Raw genomic sequence first — 18,134 nt, forward strand, 5'->3', positions numbered from 1 at the left:
GCAATCAATAAAAATTACTTTTTTTGCTCAAAAAAAGATGTAATACTGCTCATAATAATATAATTTGAGCAGCATTCAATTAAAGTTTGGGCAGTATTTTGTATATTTGTACTTAGTAAAGTAATAATTAGATAGCTAAATTGAAAATATGTTAAAGGTTAAAAAACAAGCAATTATAGATTTTGTAAGAGCAAATCAACCAGTAGAAAGGGCGAGCATTTACAAAGGAGTAAAAGTAAAAATGGGGGAAAGTACCATAAGGAGGCTGTTATTAGAAATGACTCCAAAATTAATAAAAACACATGGCAACGGAAAAGCAAGAAGGTATTCAATCTCTGATGCATACGAGTTGTTTGTTCCAATCGACCTTAAAGCATATTATAACTTGCTTCCGGAAGAACGTAATGCAAAGAAATTTTTTAACCTTGAATTGATTCCAAAAGTGTTGAGTAAAGCGGAACTATTTACAAAAGAAGAAATTGAACAGTTAAATTTATTGCATGATAAGTATACTAAAAATATTGCTCCACTGTCTAGTAGTGAATATAAAAAGGAATTAGAAATTTTGGCAATCGATTTGTCTTGGAAATCTGGTGAGATAGAAGGAAACACTTATACTTTACTTGAGACAGAAGCACTAATAAAGTATAAGGAGCTTGCTGAAGGTAAGAAGCAAGAAGATGCTATAATGCTTCTTAATCATAAAGATGCTTTAGATTTTATTATAGCTGAACCAGATTATTTGAAACCTTTGACAATCAATCGAATTGAGGATATCCATTCTATCCTAATTAAAAAATTAGGAGTTGAAAGAAATATCCGAAAACGTGGAGTTGGAGTTGGAGGAACAGAATACAAACCTTTAAGTATGGAGCAGCAAATAGTAGAAGTTCTGCAACAAATGTGTGATTTAGTAAACGAAAGGAATAATATATTTGAAAAAGCATTATTATTATTAATCTTATTATCATATATTCAAGCATTTAATGATGGTAATAAGCGTACTGCCAGAATTATAAGTAATGCCATTCTTATGGAAAATGGATATTGTCCATTGTCTTATAGAAGTGTAAAAGCTTCTGATTACAAAAAAGCAATGCTCCTCTTTTACGAACAAAACAATATTACTGAATTTAAAAAGATATTTATAAATCAGTACAAATATGCTGTAAACAAATATTTTAATTTAGAACCAAAGCTAACAGAGTAGTGTTTACTAAGTAAAATTGATAGATCTGTTGCTGCTAGTGGAGCAGTTTTGGAATAAGATTACTTATATTTTAATTAAAAAGAGCATGTTTACATGCTCTTTTTTTGCATTAATTTTTTTCACCCTTTTTTACCATTAATGGACTGAACTCGACAGGTAATGGATTGAGAGCGACACTAAATGGATTAGCTATTGTGTAACTGTACCTCTTGTTTCATCTTTGAAATTGAAAACTATATTAATTTAATATAAAGACAAATGAAAACAAGAATACTTTTTTTAACGCTAATTACTTTTTTAGTATGTAATAGTAAAACATACGCGCAAGTAGATGTTGTAACAGGTTTAGGTTTGCCCACGGATATGGCAATTAACGGTAACGATATGTATATTGTAGAAAATGGAGGTAGAAAAATTTTAAAAATAGATATAACATCGCCAATACCTACAACTGCAACAGATATAATAACAGGTATAGGTGGTGGGGCTGGATTACTTTTAAATGGGAATGATTTATATATAGCAGAAAATTCGAATGGTAAAATTTCAAAAATAGACATTACAGCAGCTACACCAGTAGTTATAGATGTTATTACAGGTTTATTTAACCCTCAGGATATGATTTTGAGTGGTAATGATTTATATATAGTTGAAGGTATTGGTGGTAAAATTTCAAAAATAGACATAACTGCTACTATACCTGTTGCTGTTGATGTTATAAGAGGTTTAAATAATCCATCAGATATAATATTAAACGGAAATGATTTGTATATATCTGAATTTGCTGGTAATAAAATTTCAAAAATAGATATTACAGCCACTACCCCTGTAGCAATTGATGTAGTAACCGGTTTAAATTGGCCATCAAAATTAGAATTAAATGGAAATGATTTGTATATATCTGAATTTTTTGGTCAAAAAATTTCAAAAATAGATATTACTGCTTCATTACCAACAACTGCTACAGATGTAGTAATAAATTTAGCTGGAGTTACTGCAACTAAACTTATTGGTTCAGACCTATATATAGCAGAATATAGTGCTGGTAAAATATCTAAGCTTTCTTTAACAGCTAGTGGTTTAACAAATGTACCAGATCCTAACTTAGAAAATTATTTAGAATTACATAACGCACAGGGTATGCCAGTCGCTCTTAATTCTCCAAATAGTATGGGTGATGGTATTAATGGAAATGGTACTGTTTTTACTAATAGAATAAATACGGTTACAAAACTAGAAGTACCAAATTTAACCATATCTAGTATGGTAGGTATAGAAGATTTTGCTGCTTTAAAAGAGTTAAATTGTAAAATGAACCAAATTGGTACTATAGATTTATCTCAAAATACGTTATTAGAAAAACTAAATATAGGTCAAAATCAACTAACTATGTTAGATGTTACTAGTAATGTAAATTTAATAGATTTAGTCTGTTTGTCAAATCAAATCACTTCCATAGATTTATCTATGAATAGTATGTTATTAAATTTTGATGGAGGTAATAATAAATTTACATCGTTAGATTTTAGACAGAATACTAAAATTACTACCATTAATGGAAGTACTAATCAATTAACTAATGTAAATGTTTCTGGTGTAAGTACTTTAACAACCTTAGCTTTAATAGATAATCAACTATCTTCTTTAGATGTATCAACAAATATAAACCTTAGAGCTTTTTTTATTAATAAAAATAATTTTTCAAATATAGATGTTACTAATAATCCATTAATTGATAGTTTTTATGTATCAGATAACCAATTTGCAAGCTTAGATTTAAGTGCGCAAACTAATATGAGGGTTTTTAGGGCTGAAAATAATATGTTTACTGCCCTAGATTTTAGCGCATTCTCTAGGTTGTTTACTTTGATTCTTAATAATAACCAGCTCGTTAGTTTAAATATAGCCAACGGTAATAATACGGGTTTATTTAACTTTAATATATCAGGAAATTCTGGTTTAACATGTGTTACTGCAGACGCAGCAACACCTGCAGCAGGTTTGTCTGCTTAGGTAAAAGATGCACCCCACATGTTTAACGCTACTTGTACAAACGCATTAACATACGTACCAGATGATAATTTAGAACGTTACCTAGAAACACATGATGCCAATGGTGTATTTGTTGGTCATGGTGCTGCTACAAGTATGGGTAATATAACCTCTACAGTTGGGCCTTTAGTTTTAGATAATCATGTTTTTACAAATCGAATAAATACGGTTACAAAATTAGAAGTACCTAGTTTAATGATTTCTGATATGACAGGTATTCAAGATTTTGCTGCTTTACAAAGGTTAGAATGTTCTAATAATACTATTTCAAATTTAGATTTAAGCTCAAATACAGCACTAAACTATGTTAAGTGTGAGGTAAATCAAATAACAAATTTAAATGTAACAAATAGTCCAAACTTAAATTTTTTAGCATGTCCTATAAATATGTTACCTGCTTTAGATGTAACACAAAACCCAAATTTAACAATCTTAGATTGTGATACAAATAAAATTACCAACTTAGATGTAACACAGAATCCTAAATTATATTTATTAGATGCTCAAGATAATTTGTTAACTGCTTTAGATGTTAGTCAAAACCCGTTACTTTTTACGTTGGTTTGTAGCAGTAATCAAATTCCAATGATCGATGTAAGAGCCAATACTAAATTAAATGCATTTAATTGTAGGGATAACTTACTTACAAACTTAGATTTAAGTTTAAATACTGATTTAGAGATACTTGATTTTTCAAAAAACAGTATTTCTAGTATCAATTTAGTAAACAACCTAAAACTTAAAATTCTGTCTGCAGCAGAAAATCTACTAAGTAATTTAGATGTGCATTTAAATACTAGTTTGCATAATTTAACTTGTAATAATAACCCCAATTTAAGTAATTTAAATATTGCTAATGGAAATAATGCAAGTTTTACGTTTTTTCAATCAATGAATAACCCGCTTTTAACATGTATAAAAGCAGATGCTGCTACACCTGCTATTGGATTATCTGGTTGGTATAAAGACCCACAGCATATGTTTAGTACAACATGTGCTGCTATTTGTTCTATTGTAACTACTGCAGATACAAACTCAACACTTGAAGATACTGCATTAACTGTAGCTGCTGCAAATGGTGTTTTAGCAAATGATACAGCAGGTTCTTGCTCATTAACTGTAACTCAATACGCTTCTGGAGGAACTTCTTATTCAGCAGGATCTACAGCAACCCTCACAGAAGGTACAATTATTATAAATGCAGATGGAAGTTATACATTTACACCAGCTGCGGATTTTTGTGGAGCGGTGCCACAAATTACATATACAACTACAGATGGTACCACAACAAGTAATAGTACTTTAGATATATCAGTTACCTGTGTAAACGACGCACCTGTAGCAGTAAATAACACCATGTCTGGTGTGCCTTGTCCAGTAGCTACAATACCAACAATACATACCAATGATACTGATGTTGATGGAACTTTAGATCTTACAAGTTTTGTTTTAATTGATTCGAGTAATGCCTCAAATACCGGGAATATAAGTACACCATTAATTGTTGCTGGTGTAGGTACTTTTACAATTAACACATTAGGTTATGCTTTCTTTAATCCAGTAGCAGGTTTTACCGGTGCTATTGCAACAGTTAATTATACGGTAAAAGATAATGACGGAGCAACGTCTAACATTGCTACTTTAACATTTAATCTAACTACAAATTTAGCAGCATATCCAGATACAAATACAACAAATGAAGATACAAGTTTAACAGTTACTGCACCAAATGGATTATTAGTAAATGATACGGGATCTTGTGGACTTTCTGTTGTAGATTTTTCTGTAGGTGGAACAACTTATACAGCAGGGTCATATGTTGTATTATCAGAGGGATCATTGATCATAAATTTTGATGGAAGTTACTCATTTATACCCACTACAAATTTTTGTGGAGTCGTTCCTCAAATTACTTATAAAATTACAGATGGTTTAACTACAGCTACAAGTTCATTTGATATTACAGTTACTTGTATAAATGATGCACCTATAGCTATAGATGATGTTGTAACAACATCTACAAATACTCCGGTTGTAATTTCTGTAAAATCAAATGATACAGATGTAGAAAATGATCCTTTAACGGTTTCTCCTTTAACTTCAAGTCCTACTAACGGAACAATAGTGTTAAATTCAGATGGTACCATTACATATACACCAAATTCTGGATTTACAGGTACAGATAGTTTTACATATACGGTTTGTGATCCTTCAGGAGCGTGTGATACTGCAACGGTAACAGTAACAATAGCTGGCTGTACTTTAGTAACATTAATACCGGATGTTAATTTTGAGCAAGCTTTAATAAATCAAAGTATTGATTCAGATGGAGTTATAAATGGTCAGGTTTGTACAGCAGATATTAATACTATTAAATTTCTTGATGTTAGAAACTTGAGTATTAGATTAATGACAGGTATAGAAGATTTTAGAGATATTGAACAATTATATGCCTCTAAAAATTTACTTACAAGTATCGATGTAACTCAAAACTTAAATTTAATTAAATTAGTTTTAGGTCAGAACCAAATTACAGGAAATTTAAATGTAAGAAATAACAGGAATTTAGAACTTTTAACTTGTGATAATAATCTAATTACCACGTTAGATGTAACACAAAACATAAAACTTAAAGGATTACATTTTTCGAACAATAAAGTTCCAACGATTGATGTGACTAATTTGTCAGATTTAGAAGTGTTAACTTTTGATACCAATCTAATAAGTAATTTAGATGTTTCGCAAAATTTAGCTTTAATTGATTTAGTAGCGGATAACAATTTACTACCCACTATAAATGTTACAAACAATAGGTTGTTAACCAGACTTGCTTGTCAAAATAACATGTTAACAAGTTTAGATGTAACACAAAATACGGTGTTAGAAACATTAGCATATGGAGATAATAATATATCAAGTATAGATTTATCTCAAAATTCGAAAATAAAATATTTATTCTGCTATAGAAACGGAATATCTACCATTGATTTATCATCTTTACCTTTGTTAGAAGCATTGCATTGTAGAGGTAATATATTAGTTGATTTAGACTTAAGTATTCAATCTAATTTTGTTCAATTATTTGGAGATTCTAATAAATTAACTAGGTTGAATATAGCAAATGGAAATAATTCAGCATTCTCCTTTTTTGAGATAACAAGAAACCCTGATTTAAAATGTGTTCAAGCTGATGCAGCAACTCCTTTAACTGGTTTAACAGGTTGGACTTTTGACCCTCAAACATCTTTTAGCACAGACTGCTCATCCGTTTGGTCAATAAACGTTTCTGCTACAACGCTAGCAGCACTATTAAGTGTTATTCCTTCTATAGATATATCTCCAAGTGATGGTGTAATTAGTTTAGCAGAAGCAGCAGCGTATACTGGCACTTTAGATTTAAGTGGTACGGGTATAACAGATGTAGAAGGTTTACAGGCATTTACAGGGATAACAACTTTAGATGTTTCAGGAAACGGAATTACAGATTTAAGCCCATTAACAGGTCTAGTAGGGGTAACTATTAATAGTAGAACAACTGGAGAAACAAAAAATGTATCAGTTAAAGCGATGGCTTTAGAAACATTAATTATAAAAAACAATAAGATAGAGAATGTTAATTTAGATAAACTATCGAGCCTAAAAGAAATAGATCTAAGTGATAACCCAGATTTGGTAACGGTAAGTTTAAAAAACGGAGCTAACGCAAGCATTACCTCTTTTAATGCTAGCAACACACCATTATTAACTTGTATTATGGTAGATGATATTAACGCAAGTTATTTAACCAATTGGACCAAAGATGATGCAAGTACTTTTGTAACGGATGCTGCAGATTGTACCCAAAGAGTATTAAGTGTTAGTGAGCTAGATCTACAGAGTAAAATTAGTATCTATCCAAACCCAGTAAAAAGTACACTTACAGTACAATTGAAAAGTAATTTGGCTTTAAAAAGTATCGAAGTGTATAATCTAGTGGGAAAACGTGTTATGATAAGTAAAGAAAAAGAAGTAAACCTAAGTACTATATCAAACGGAATGTATCTAGTAAAGGTAATTACAGATAAAGGAATACGTATTCAAAAAATAGTGAAAGAGTAAAAGAAACTAGTTGTTCTTTAAAAAATTAAAGCCCCCAGAATACTAAAGAGCAACTGGTTTAAAAAATAGTTTTTTAAGATTAGTTGTTTATTAATACCATAAGTACAAAGTTAATAACATTCAATAAAAGGAATAATAGCACATTAACGGGTTGCTTATGGTGTTTTAAAGTTATAACTTTAAAACCATTAATAAAATTAGCTTTTACATCTAACCAATTTAGAGTATTAATATTAAAAAAAAAGAGAAAGTTTATTTGGGGAAAGTTGCTTTTAATTGTTGTTAAACCATAAGGTTATAAACCTTATGGTTTAACAACAATTAATTCCTTTTAAAACAAAATTGTATCTTTAAACATGCTAAAAAAACTAACCAAACTACTTTTTTTTAGCTTGTGCATTTTTTTATATGCACAAGAACCCATACGCTATACAACAAAACAAAGCTTGCCTTCTAACCATATTTATGATATGCAAGAAGATGCCGATGGTTTTATGTGGTTTGCAACCAATAGAGGTTTGGTAAAATACGATGGTGAAACCTTTAAAACTTTAACGATAAAAGACGGATTACCGAATAACGATACTTGGGCATTAGATTTAGATTTTCAAGGTAGGCTCTGGTATTTCTCTAAAAGCAGTTACCAAGGGTATATTAAAAATGATAGTATCTATAAGTTTCAAGAAGAAAGTAAAAAAGTTAGGACTCCTTCTTTGTTTAGTAAAAATAAAGAAATGTTCTGGTATTATTCAAGAACTGGAGTTATAACGCTTAAAGATGATAAACTAGTAAATTTATTACCTTTTAAGGATGTTACGTACAGCTTACATGCAACAAAAATAATAAAGCAACTTAATTTAGGTAACCAGCATTATACTTATATTTTTATCCCAACAACTAAAGAGTTTTTCTTTTTTATAAAAGATAAACTTCTGGTATATGATTTTGATTTTAATTTTAAAGAAGAAATTCCAAATACGACAAAGGTTGATTTTACGGATGTAAATACTGTAGCACAAGGAATATTACCCAATAATCAATTCTATAAAACTAACGGCTCTATAATATTTTTTTTTAATGTAGTAACTAAGAAATTTTCTAGTTTTGATCTTAAATCTATAGACCGATCCTTAAAAACATTAAATTTTTTAAAAATTAAAGCAGTTAAAGATGAAATACAAGTAAGTTTTCCAGGACATTTATTAATTTTTAATTATAATTTAGAGTTAATCAGTAAGCATTCGTTTATACATGAGGCTTCTAATATAGCTAGTTATAAAGATAGTAAAGGGAATATATGGTTGAGAGATTTTACGAGTGGTATTTCTTTAATACCAAATACCCAAGTACATTCTCGATATTATTTTAACAATAAAAAAGTACAGAAAATAGCCGCTATAGATAGTCTATTAATTTCAGGCATTCAACAAGATGGATTCTATACATTAAATCCAAAGACAACTTCAATTAAAAAGGTTGTAAAATTAAAAAATTCACAAGCCGAAATATATCAAATAAAAAAAGATGCAACCTCACAATTCATAACACTTGTTTCAAGTTATGAGAGTTATTTCTATAAATCTTCATTACAGTTTCAAAAACAACATAAAATTAAGTTACATTATCAAGATTATTATAATGATCAATATGGTTTTAAAGACATTAGACGTTTTAATAATTTTGATTATTACACTAGTGCTCATAGTATATCTAAAATAAACCCTACTACTAAAAAAGGTCCTATTGTATCTGATAAATTAGGTTTAATTATCAGTGAAGTTTTTAAAAATAGTTTGTTTTTTGGTGGTAGTGATGGTTTACATCAGCTTGTAAATGACAGCCTGTCTAGGCCTAAACTTAAGCATAGACTTCTTAAAGTATCTGTAAGTTCTATCGCAGCAACCAAAAATAATCTATGGGTTGGTACAGATGGCCGTGGTATGTATAGTTATAATGAAAAGAACTTAGCACATCTTAAAGTAACTGATGGTCTTAGCATACAACGCATTCTTCATAAAGATTCTCTAATATGGATTGCAAGCAACATAGGCGTGCATAAGATTACATTAGACCAAAATAGTTTAGAAAACTCAAAAATCACCAATAACTTTTTTGAATCTGATGGTTTGTTGCAAAATAATACAAATGATATTGCTATGATAGACAGTATTTTGTATGCAGCAAGTGATATTGGTTTAGCTAAAATTAATGTAAATAGTGAGATTTATAAAACCAAACCAAAACTTTATTTTAAGACTAAAAAAGATACAATGTCTTTTGCTAAGGAAGCTAGAGATAATATTTCTATTTCTTTTGGTTTGCAGGATTTTGTAAATCAAGAAAACACCAGTTTTGAATATCGTTTATTACCAAATCAAAAAAAGTGGGTAACAACCCAAACAAGAATTTTAAATTTTTCTAACTTAAAGCCAAACCTTTATGTATTAGAGGTTAAAGCTACAGACCAACATACTAATTTTACTATCAAAAAGCAATATATAGAGGTAATGCCTCTGTGGTGGCAAACACTAGTAGCGAAAGTAAGTTTTTGTCTTCTAGGTCTTTTTATCATTTTTGGCTTTTTTCAAATAATTAAAAAAAGAATTGAACGTAAAGAGAAAGCAAAAACATTATTAAATAAACGTATTTCTGGTTTAGAATTGCAATCGTTGCGTAGCCAAATGAACCCTCATTTTGTACATAATTCTTTAAATGCAATTCAATATTATATTCAACGGAATGAGGTGGAATTATCGGAAGATTATTTATCAAAATTTTCCAAATTAGTCCGTTTGTTTTTTGAGTATTCTAGAAGAAATACAATAACTATTGCAGAAGAAATTGGTTTGTTAGAAAATTATTTGTTGATAGAAAAATTACGTTTTGAAGATAAGTTATCTTTTAAAATAGAAGTCGATAAAAAGTTGGATGTAGACGATCAAAACATTCCTTCAATGATTTTACAACCCATCATAGAAAATGCAGTAAACCATGGTTTATTTCATAAAAAAGAGAATGGTTTTGTACGTGTTAACTTTCAACAAAAAGCAAAGAATTCTTTTACAGTTATTATAGAAGACGATGGTATTGGTATAAAGAAAGCAAAAGAGATTTATAAAAATTCAACAAAGAATTATCAATCTAATTCTACCAATGTTTTAGAAGAACGATTAAGTCTTTTAAAACAAAGTCATGATTGGGATATTGAATACACAATAAAAGATTTGTCTAATTTTAAAGAAAAGACAGGAACAAAAGTTATTTTAAAATTCAATAAATTAGGTGATTAAAAAATAATTATATAAAACGGATAATAGTTTAATGTTAATACACTTTTAATACATATGTTAATTTGGTTATTCTTATTGGGTATTACTTTTTCGTTTATTATACCTGCAGTAAATCTTTATTTAAGCGAAAGAAAAATACCTTACATATTTTATATAGGTTATATTCTTACTAGTGTAATTTTTATACTTTTCACTTTTGTAAAATATAATAATCTCATACTTTTTAAAGACGTAGATTTCACAAATTTTTTTAGTTATGAAAGAATTATAAATTCTATAGCAGCAATATTTTATTATACCTTTCTATGGCATTATGTAGAAAATTCTAAAAGAAAAAAGGCATATAGAAAAATACTAAATAGATTAATTTTTTTCACTTTCATTGCATCCGTATTTATTACAATATTAGACGTTTTTAAGTTTGGTAACAATATTGTAGATATAGTTACTCTTGTATTAAGTTTATTAGTAATCATATATATTCTAATATTGTGTGTAAAACTTATAAGTGATAAAAACAATGTTTTTAAAATTATAGGTGTTGGGTTTTTAGGTTTTATGGTTTTAGTAACAGGGTCTTTATTTATTGATACAGTTCCAGCTTTAAGTTTCATTTCAGACAATCCTCATAAATTGTATTTAATAGGCGTAATTTTTGAACTAACACTTTTAAATTATGCTTTAAATTTATCGAATCAAGATCATATAAAATCTTTAAGTTTAGAAAAAAACAGCATGGAAGGGCTAGCTCTTAGATCTCAAATGAATCCTCATTTTGTACATAATTCGTTAAATGCGATACAATATTATATTCAAAGGAATGAGGTAGATTTATCGGAAAATTATTTGTCAAGATTTTCTAAATTAGTTCGTTTATTTTTTGAATATTCGAGAAGAACTACCATTTCAGTTTCAGAAGAAATTGTATTGTTAGAAAATTATTTAATTATAGAAAAATTACGTTTTGAAGATAAATTATCTTTTAATATAAATGTTGATGAAAAAATGGATGTTGAAGAGCAACATATACCTACAATGATTTTACAACCCATTGTAGAAAATGCAGTAAACCATGGGTTATTTCATAAAAAAGAAAAAGGTACTGTGAGTGTTAATTTTATAAAAAACTCAGAAAATTCTTTTACAGTAATTATAGAAGATGATGGAATAGGTTTAAAAAAAGCAAGAAAAATATATAAAAACTCTTCTAAAAACTACCAATCAAATTCTACTAATGTTTTAGAAGAAAGATTACAACTTTTAAAACAGAGTAAAAAGTGGAAAATAGAATATAGTATCAAAGATTTATCAGACGATGATAATAAAACGGGTACTAGAGTGACTTTATTATTTAAAATAAATAAACTATGAAAGTAAATGCAATTCTTATAGATGATGAACCAAAAGCGTTAGCAATTCTTAAAAATAAAATTGAAAGGTTCTGTTCTAATGTAACCATTATTGGAGAAACTCAAAACCCAGAAGAAGCAATAGAAATTTTAGAAAAGACACAGCCAGAACTTGTTTTTTTAGATATTGCAATGCCACAAATGAGTGGTTTTGATTTGTTAAGTAAAATTAAAAACCCCACGTTCGAAATTATTTTTGTTACTGCTTTTGATGAATATGCTATTGAAGCAATTAATCATTGTGCAATAGGTTATTTACTGAAACCAGTAGATAATCAAAATTTAATTTCTGTTGTACAAAAAGCTACTAATAATATTGAAGAAAAAACTGCTTTAGAAAAAAACAAAATTTTAATAGAGAATTTAGGAATACAGACATTTCAAAAAAAGAAAATAGTAATCCCTACAAAGGATGGATTAGAATTTATAGAAATAGAAAGAATTATTTTTTGTGAAGGTGTAGATGGGTATACTAAAATTCACCTTATAAATAAGCAAACTATATTAAGTTCCCATAGTATTGGTCATTTTAATAAGCTATTAGTAACTCAAGGATTTTATTTAATTCATAAGTCTTATTTTATTAATATTGATCATATTTCAAAATACTTAAATGAGGGATATGTTGTTTTGAGTGAAAACCATAATCTTCCAATTTCTAGAAGTAGAAGAAATGATTTTGTTAATAGTTTAAAGAAATAAAAATTTAAAAAATAGGTGTTTTCACCCTTTTACAAAATAAAATAAGATAATACTTTTGTTGTGGTAACTCCCCACAGAAACTAAGTTGCTAAAACACATTGTACATTAGTATAATGTGTTTTATTTTTTAGAAATCAAAAAGCTCTTAGAGATCATTCCTTTATCTGTTTTAAGTTTTAGAATATATAAACCATTAGAAAGTTTTTCTATCCCAATTCTTGATTCATTATTTTTTGGAGTATCATTTTTCCAATAAAATAATTCTTGTCCTAGTAGGTTAAATCCTTTTAAAGAATGAATTGTAACAGTTTCTTTTGAGTTTTTTCTGACTACAATTTCATTAGAATTTTCGTCTATATAGAATTGTAATTTATTTGATAAAACATTATTTTCTACGTTTAGAGGTGTTTCTCCAAAAGTTATATAAAACCTATTTTCATATGTTCCTTCAGGAAGGTTTAATGTTAATGGTGAAGATAAATCATGTGTAAGATTTGTTTGACTATCTTTAATAAATATTTTTCTGTTAATGTTTTCAATATCATCTAACATTAAATAAGTCTCTTCTGATGAGTCAATTTTAATTACAATAGGAACTTCAAGTGTGTCCGTAAGTTCTTGCACACCTGCAATTACTAATTTATCTCCATCTTCTGTAAATTGAAAATAAATGTCAGAATCTTTAATTTCAATTTTTTTACTATCAAAACCAGTTTCTATTTCAAATGTTTTTCCTTCAGAAAAAGAAATACCCACTTGTGAGTGTAAATAAAAGCCTTCTGAGTTTTTAGCTTCGAAACCTAGTTTAAGGACTTTGTATTCTAATGTTTCTTTATTACTCTTTGTTCTAAAAAAGTGCGAATCGCCAGCTTCTGTCTCAAAATAGCGTTGACCATTTCTAAAATTAATAGTTGCCGCTAAACCTGTAGCTGTTTCTGCAAAGAAACCTTGACCAACTGGAATATATCTTCCAGGGGTGCTGTATACGTTTCGCCTCCTAATCCTGCAGTTCCGCTCACAGCCGTATCTGCTGCAGTTCCCATAGTTGCATTTCTATAACTATAGCCTCCAATATATCCAGATTGCCAGTGCCCTTCTTCTCCAGAGCCTGTAACTTCATTTTTATGTTCCCAAAAATATAAAGTAGCTAAATTAGAACTATCAATAAATAGTTGATTTGCGTCTAATGCTGATGGATAAGGGTTTCCCAATAAACTAGTTTTGTCTGCATCAATACCAAAAGAATAATCTCCGTCATTTGGAACGCCTTTAAAAGTATAGTTTTGAGTTGCTCCTGGACTTTTTAATAAGAAACCTTCACCTGGATTAAAAGTTCCTAATTCTCCCTTCTGAACCCATGATGATCCATCAGTTCCATTAAGGTAATCATAAATCCAATAACTTGATAATGTGAGTGGTCCTGTTGAACCATCGTAACCAGTTGTGAATGCCAAATCTGGTGGATTTGATACATCAGATGTGGGTGTTGTTCCGTTTTTTAGAACACCAGGAACAGTATAGTTCGAAGCGCCACTTAAGACTGGTGAACTCCAATAATTATATCGATAGACACTTGCTAAATCACTATTTTGATCTATATAAAGGTTTCCTGCTCCACTATTCATAGAACCACCAGTATGTGTTTGAATTAATTGAGAAGATCCTGTTAAACGAATATCACCTTCATTAACAATTCCGTTGGTAATTTGTAATCTAGTATTTGTGTTTAAAACAAGCTTGCCGCCACTTTCTACTTCTACTTCTCTAACGTCTCCATTTTCTGTGATAGCTAAGGATCCGTCCGCTGTATTTTTCACTAATAATTTAAAGCAATCATCATTGGTGTCTGGAACATTGGAATCTCCAGATCCATTATAAAACTGAGTGTCATCTACTACAATCTTATCAATAAATTCTAAAGAGAACTTTCTATTATTTACAAAGGTTACATTTTCTGCTCTATAAAAGTTACCTCCAATATGCGTTAAATCATAAACATGTGAAGGAGATAATAAATTATCATTATTATCAATTACTAACTGTATAGTAGAGCAATCAGATTTCCCAGAAAGATCAACACTATTTAAATCAAAAGTAACGGTAACGTTACCTGGATTATTTCGTCTACTAACTCTCCATCTTGTGTTTAGTCTTTCTTTATAATTTGCGGTATTGGTAGTAAAACTTAAAGCATCTCTATTATTTCTTCCCCAAAATAAGAATTCATCATCGGTCATACCGGATGGATTATTTATTCTTACAATTCCTGTTCCTTGAGAATCGTCATGCCTTGAACCATCAGAAGCTTGTCCAATTCCTGCTACATCGAAATCATAATTACCATTATCATCTTCATTATAAAAATCGTTTGCATCTAAAGTACTATTGTATTTTGCTTGTAAATAGTTTTCTACAATTATCTTCTGAGCTAAATTTAAAGGTTTGTCGTAATAAAAAACTTCTGCATAATTCCCACTTGTATATTTATTCTCAGTGTATCTTTTTGCAATACTTAATAAGCTGAAATTAAAATTTCCTGTTGAAGAAACTGTTGACCCAGCTATACCGTTTTGTCTTATAATATTATTAGCACCATCATATTCAGAGTTCATGATTTTAAACCCTGAAACTGAAAGACCATTTGTAACTATGGATTTGGTTCCGTTTCTGTAAGAATGTAAGTCATTAGTATTATTTAATCTATTTAATAAAACTGTTCTGTTATTATTATTCCAATCTAATTGTCCGGAGGTAGAAGCAGATAATATTCCTGTCCAGGTTGTACTAGTGTAATTTGTAATGTCAGCAGCTACATAGGCTGATAATTGATTTGAAGTATTAGAAGTAATATTTGCTACTAAATGATCATTTCCATCAAAATTAACAACATCATAAGAATTTATTGTTGCAGAAACATTTGGATCACCTCCAATTGTTGAAACATTACTGCCATATCCACTTTGATCTGACCACGCTGTAAGATTATCGCTCCCATCTTTAGTTACTCCATTTTCTGGTAATATCCAGAATTTTAGTGCAGAACTACCATCTGTTTGTCCTACACCTCCTGGGCCTAAATAACCTACTACATCAGTAGAAACAATATTTAGTCCACCAATTAAAAATTCTTGATTAATGCCAGAATTACCAGTTTCTGTATACGTATTTGCTGCAGTATCTACAGTAGGTGATATTGAAGCCCATGTTGTATATGAATTATCTGTTCTATTATATCCTTCAATATTTGGTTCAGCTAATTGTGCAGCAACATAAGAGGTATAATCATAAACTCCAGTATATGTAGGCGATGTTCCACCAGCTACATAAACTCCATAATAAATATCGTTAGACCCAATTGTATTTGTAATTCCCGTTTCGGAATTTGGAGTAGTATCTACTCTATAAATATGTACTCCGTCTGGAGTTCCTGTTATTGTATTTACCTCAAAATCTCCTCTATTTGTAGAGGTTAATGAAACACTACTTCCGCCATAGGTATAGGAAGAAGCATTTCCTATTGCAGCACCTGAGGTTTCCCAATCTGTAGCTGCATTCATATTGGTTAATGTTCCGTCTGGTCCAGTTACAGCTGTTAATGTTGTTCCAGAAGCTTCATCAAATCTCCAATAACCTGCAAGTCCAGTTTCCGAACCTGTTAGTTTTTGACACATATTTGTTCTTAGTTCAGTTTCAGAACGTGCGGTTGTCCAAACTCTCACTTCATCTATTTTCCCATCAAAATAATTATCAACTCTACCAATCCATCTTAATGGGTCAACTGGTGTCCCAGTAGTTCCTGTTCTTGTGGTTACTAAAACGCCATTAATATAAACTCTTAAATTAGTGCCTTCATAAGTCATTGCTACATGGTTCCACTGATTCTCAATAAAACTATTAGATGGAGTATTGCCTGATTGCCATGTGGTTCCATTTCCAAAACCGAAGTGAATTCTATTGTTTTGATACACCCACATACCTGGAGCTCTATTAGCTCCGCCAGAACTTTGATTACCAATAAATCCGTGCCAAGAACCATTTACTTGTGAAGAATAAATCCAAGCTTCTAAGGTGAAAGTAGTACTTAAAGCGATACCTGATGCGCCAAGATCTATATAATCATTCGTTCCATCGAAATCTAAAGTGGCTCCAGAACCAGGAGACTGACTTAGAAGGATTGAACTATAAAAAAGAGCAGTTAGTAGGGTGATAACTCTTAGCTTCATTGGGGGTTTACTATTACTTTTTAGACATTACTTTTAAGCAAAAGTCTCAACAAGTACATATACCTTATGATTGATAAGAATATTCATTTGGGGACAAATGCAAGTTAAAAATACTAAAAAAAAATGAATTATTGCTTTTCTTGCCACTTCCATGCGGAAAGTAGGGCTTCATCAAGTGTTTTTTCTGTCTTCCAATTGAGTTCTTTGTTGGCTATTGTAGTGTCTGCATACGCAGCTGTAATATCACCAGCTCTACGTCCTACAATTTTGTAATTTAAAGGTTTTCCTGTTGCTTTTTCAAAAGATTGTATTACTTCTAATACAGAGCTTCCAGTTCCAGTCCCAACGTTAAAAAACTCGAAATTAGTTTTATTTCTTTTTTCAATTAATCTAGATAAAGCAGCAATATGTGCTTTTGCTAAATCTACAACATGTATATAATCTCTTACAGCAGTTCCATCTACAGTATCATAATCATCTCCAAAAACAGATAATTCTTTTCTGATTCCTGCTGCTGTTTGTGTAACAAAAGGAATTAAATTTTGAGGAACACCTAATGGTAATTCGCCAATTTTAATACTTTCATGTGCTCCAATAGGGTTAAAATAACGTAATGCTATTGCGTTTAAGTTATAAGAACCACAGCTTTCTTTAATGATTTCTTCGCCAATCTGTTTGGTGTTTCCGTATGGAGATTCAGCAGGTTTTGTAGGCGCGCTTTCCGTAATTGGTAATTGATCTGCCTGACCATAAACTGTACATGAAGAACTAAAAATAAAGTTATCTATTTTTCTATTCTTCATTTCTTGTAAAATATACACCAAAGTTGTGATGTTATTTTCGTAATATTTTAGAGGCTCATTTACACTTTCGCCTACCGCTTTTGAAGCCGCAAAATGGATAATTCCATCTACAGTATTGTTTTCAAAAAAATGTTGCACATCTTTTTTTACACGTAAATCAATTTGATAAAAATCTGGTTTTGTGCCAGAAATGGAAGTAATTTGATCTAAAACTTCAATTTTTGAGTTTGATAAGTCGTCAATAATAACTACCTCAAAACCTGAGTTTTGTAATTCTACAACGGTATGCGATCCTATAAAGCCTAATCCGCCTGTAACTAATATTCTTTTCATTGTTTGTTTAAAAA

Annotated in this window: 9 protein-coding genes; 6 read left to right on the top strand and 3 right to left on the bottom strand. The window is 29.9% G+C overall.

The window, feature by feature from the left end; translation table 11 throughout:
• Window positions 1–148 precede the first annotated feature (148 nt).
• The 6 genes from OD91_RS10515 to OD91_RS10540 all read left to right on the top strand — a co-directional run bounded on the left by OD91_RS10515 (window position 149) and on the right by OD91_RS10540 (window position 12,761).
• On the top strand, window positions 149–1,210 hold the full coding sequence (locus OD91_RS10515) for a Fic family protein (protein WP_144896344.1): 1,062 nt from the start codon (window positions 149–151) through the stop codon (window positions 1,208–1,210).
• A 258-nt stretch (window positions 1,211–1,468) separates the two neighbouring features.
• Entirely contained in the window at window positions 1,469–3,223 is a 1,755-nt protein-coding gene (locus OD91_RS10520; protein ID WP_144896345.1) for a hypothetical protein, read from the top strand.
• An 18-nt stretch (window positions 3,224–3,241) separates the two neighbouring features.
• Complete coding sequence (locus tag OD91_RS10525; protein WP_144896346.1) at window positions 3,242–7,360, top strand: tandem-95 repeat protein; 4,119 nt, start codon at window positions 3,242–3,244, stop codon at window positions 7,358–7,360.
• A gap of 356 nt (window positions 7,361–7,716) precedes the next feature.
• Window positions 7,717–10,650 carry a histidine kinase gene (locus OD91_RS10530; RefSeq protein ID WP_144896347.1) on the top strand — a complete coding sequence of 978 codons (2,934 nt, stop codon included), beginning with the start codon at window positions 7,717–7,719 and terminating at the stop codon, window positions 10,648–10,650.
• A 54-nt stretch (window positions 10,651–10,704) separates the two neighbouring features.
• Window positions 10,705–12,021 carry a sensor histidine kinase gene (locus tag OD91_RS10535; RefSeq protein WP_144896348.1) on the top strand — a complete coding sequence of 439 codons (1,317 nt, stop codon included), beginning with the start codon at window positions 10,705–10,707 and terminating at the stop codon, window positions 12,019–12,021.
• Window positions 12,018–12,761 carry a LytTR family DNA-binding domain-containing protein gene (locus OD91_RS10540; RefSeq protein WP_144896349.1) on the top strand — a complete coding sequence of 248 codons (744 nt, stop codon included), beginning with the start codon at window positions 12,018–12,020 and terminating at the stop codon, window positions 12,759–12,761. Before OD91_RS10535 ends, OD91_RS10540 begins: the two co-directional genes overlap by 4 nt.
• Window positions 12,762–12,881: 120 nt before the next feature.
• On the opposite strand, the gene OD91_RS10545 is transcribed toward OD91_RS10540, so the two are convergent.
• The 3 genes from OD91_RS10545 to galE all read right to left on the bottom strand — a co-directional run bounded on the left by OD91_RS10545 (window position 12,882) and on the right by galE (window position 18,120).
• The gene (locus OD91_RS10545; RefSeq protein ID WP_144896350.1) at window positions 12,882–13,517 is read right to left on the bottom strand and encodes a T9SS type A sorting domain-containing protein; all 636 of its coding nucleotides are present in this window, start codon (window positions 13,515–13,517) and stop codon (window positions 12,882–12,884) included.
• Window positions 13,518–13,678: 161 nt separating this feature from the next.
• A complete protein-coding gene (locus OD91_RS10550; protein ID WP_144896351.1) occupies window positions 13,679–16,984 on the bottom strand; it encodes a LamG domain-containing protein in 3,306 nt (1,101 codons plus the stop codon).
• A 128-nt stretch (window positions 16,985–17,112) separates the two neighbouring features.
• Window positions 17,113–18,120: a UDP-glucose 4-epimerase GalE gene (gene galE / locus OD91_RS10555; protein WP_144896352.1), complete on the bottom strand. Its 1,008-nt coding sequence runs from the start codon at window positions 18,118–18,120 to the stop codon at window positions 17,113–17,115.
• Window positions 18,121–18,134: the final 14 nt, after the last annotated feature.

This window comes from Lutibacter sp. Hel_I_33_5 (genome assembly GCF_007827455.1).
Classification (GTDB): domain Bacteria; phylum Bacteroidota; class Bacteroidia; order Flavobacteriales; family Flavobacteriaceae; genus Polaribacter.